Source organism: Streptococcus sp. SM5, from assembly GCF_027497975.1.
The window spans coordinates 1-2,180 of record NZ_JAJNSC010000047.1 but is presented as its reverse complement, the minus strand read 5'-3'; the positions used below and the strand labels follow the sequence as shown (position 1 = coordinate 2,180).

Annotated in this window: 4 protein-coding genes; all 4 read right to left on the bottom strand. The window is 37.6% G+C overall.

The window, feature by feature from the left end:
- Nucleotides 1-128 precede the first annotated feature (128 nt).
- Genes PAN07_RS17310 through PAN07_RS17295 form a run of 4 tightly spaced genes read right to left on the bottom strand, consistent with a single transcriptional unit; the run spans nucleotide 129 to nucleotide 2,081 of the window.
- Nucleotides 129-1,178, bottom strand: coding sequence for a DUF389 domain-containing protein (locus PAN07_RS17310; RefSeq protein WP_000126416.1), 1,050 nt, complete (start codon nucleotides 1,176-1,178; stop codon nucleotides 129-131).
- A complete protein-coding gene (locus tag PAN07_RS17305; protein WP_000825751.1) occupies nucleotides 1,175-1,498 on the bottom strand; it encodes a potassium channel family protein in 324 nt (107 codons plus the stop codon). Before PAN07_RS17305 ends, PAN07_RS17310 begins: the two co-directional genes overlap by 4 nt.
- Nucleotides 1,495-1,854, bottom strand: coding sequence for a hypothetical protein (locus tag PAN07_RS17300; protein WP_000397555.1), 360 nt, complete (start codon nucleotides 1,852-1,854; stop codon nucleotides 1,495-1,497). Before PAN07_RS17300 ends, PAN07_RS17305 begins: the two co-directional genes overlap by 4 nt.
- Nucleotides 1,779-2,081: a TMEM175 family protein gene (locus PAN07_RS17295; RefSeq protein ID WP_006151097.1), complete on the bottom strand. Its 303-nt coding sequence runs from the start codon at nucleotides 2,079-2,081 to the stop codon at nucleotides 1,779-1,781. The genes PAN07_RS17300 and PAN07_RS17295 overlap by 76 nt, the downstream gene beginning before the upstream one ends.
- Between the last annotated feature and the right edge of the window lie 99 nt (nucleotides 2,082-2,180).

Genomic DNA, 2,180 nt, shown 5'->3' with positions numbered 1-2,180 from the left:
TTCATCATTTTTCTTAGATGATAGAACTTCTAATTTATTTCTTATTCAAGCAAAAACAACCTGCTATAAGTAAGAAAGAGGAAGATACAAGAAAAACACGGCGTAAAAACCGATTCAGTTCATTGTCCTCAATCCTTGTCTGCTTCATTTTCTTTTACGAGATCGTTTTGTGAATCTTTTTCAGAGAGTTTTTGATCAATATACTTGTCAATGTTTTCATAAAATTCCTTGGTCGCTTCACTATCTAATGTTGGCGAGTTCTGAACTTGATTCACTTTCAATTGAACAGATTGAATACCGTAAGAGGCTTGTTTTTGGTGGAGTGTTTCTAATTCTTCTTCTGAAATCGGATCTCCAACAACCGTCAAGACCAATTCATTGTTACTTGACTTGTAGACTTGATTAATAACCGTATAATTGGCGAACTCTTTTCCTACAAACTGTTTGATCCCTTCTTTGCGCGCTTGTTCTATTGTCAGAGTAACTGCCGAATAGCTAGCTGGAAGAATCAACAATACAATCAAAGATATCAAGCCAATTCTCATTTTAATGCTCAGCTCTTTAAATGAAGTTAAAGGAGATTTTCTCATCAAAATTCTTGTTCCAACAATGTTGGCTAGCATGATAAAGACACAGTTGATCAAGAAAAGATAGAGAGCCCCCAATAAAAATCGTACATTCCCATTAGCTAAACCATAGCCAGCAGTACAGATAGGCGGCATCAGAGCTGTAGCAATGGCTACTCCTGGCACGATATTGTTTGCTTCTTTTTTCCTTGAACCGATCACACCAGCAATCCCACCAGCAATAGCAATGAGGACATCCCAAATGGTTGGAGAGGTTCGTGCAATCAACTCGCTACTTGCATAAGACAAGGGAGAAATCCAGAAATACAGAGTCGAGACAAGCAAACTGACCAACACTTGAGTCAATAAAACCTCTAGAGATTGCTTGATTAAACGCGTATCAAAAATAGCTAAACCGAATCCCAGTCCAACAATCGGTGTCATGAGAGGTGAAATCAACATGGCTCCTATAATGACAGCTGTTGAATTCATATTTAGTCCGATAGAGGCAATAAAAATTGCACACATCAAAATCGCTGTATCTCTCAATCGAACATGAAGGTCATCGTATAATTTCTCACGGTATTCCCGTGTTGAATAATTGGCAGTCATTTGTCCTCTCCTCTTTCCTTATTTAAATTGGTATAATAATTAAAAATAACAGCTGATAAACAGCCAAAAAATATGAGCCCATAAATCGTCAAGAAGACACTGGTAATCCTTCCAATCAAGGTCACAGCTAGGAGATCCCCGTAGCCGACAGTCGTCGAAGTCACAAAAGCATACCAAAGACCGTCTCCGTAATTTGTGATAGCAGGTTCAACTAGGAAAAGCACGCCTCCTGACCCAAAAACAAAGGTCACAAAACTCAGAGCAAACCGAGTAAAACCCGTAACCTGCATAATATGCCATAACATTTTTAAACGTTTCATTTGTTCTCCTTATTCATACTAGCTCCTGACCGAGCCGTTTTTTTCCAATAATCAAAGTGAAGATAGGACATGATCTCCATCAGAGAAAGATAGACAAACTGATAGATCTGATTTAAGCTGATTATCAACTGATATTGTTTGAAAAATGACTGGAAGAAAGACCAGATATGACTGTCTTGAATCAGTCCCTTCTTAATATCAGACAGGATATTAGCTAAAGCTCCCAAGGACTGAAACGGTAAATCCTTGACATTTATATAGATCCGGTCCACCACATCATTCAGACTGGTATCTTGGATGGCATGAAATTCTCCAAAGAGAACTCCTGCCGCTCCAAGAGTAGAAACAAATTCCACCAAATAATTTCTGAGGAAATTTTCTCAACCTTTTCCCATAATGTGTTTAGTGCCATCCATAACGATCCCAACCAGAAAAAGGAAAGAAAACAAGCAAAGAAATTTTGCCGTAAATCCCAAAAAGCTTCAAGACTTGGTGTTGTTGGTTTTTCTAACTCTAAAACCAAGATGGTCATAATAATTGCTAGAACAGCATCTGTCAATACAATTAATCTGTCTTTCTTCATCGGATTGCATCCCCTTTCTTTTTTGTAACATTCTATCTTATCGCATAATATTGGATATTCTTTCATAATCCGACTACAAACAAAAATAAACCAAAAAGT

Bases quoted from the DNA above. Each gene is read 5' to 3' on its own strand.
- PAN07_RS17310 (WP_000126416.1), bottom strand. From the start codon at position 1,178: ATGACTGCCAATTATTCAACACGGGAATACCGTGAGAAATTATACGAT.
- PAN07_RS17305 (WP_000825751.1), bottom strand. From the start codon at position 1,498: ATGAAACGTTTAAAAATGTTATGGCATATTATGCAGGTTACGGGTTTT.
- PAN07_RS17295 (WP_006151097.1), bottom strand. From the start codon at position 2,081: ATGAAGAAAGACAGATTAATTGTATTGACAGATGCTGTTCTAGCAATT.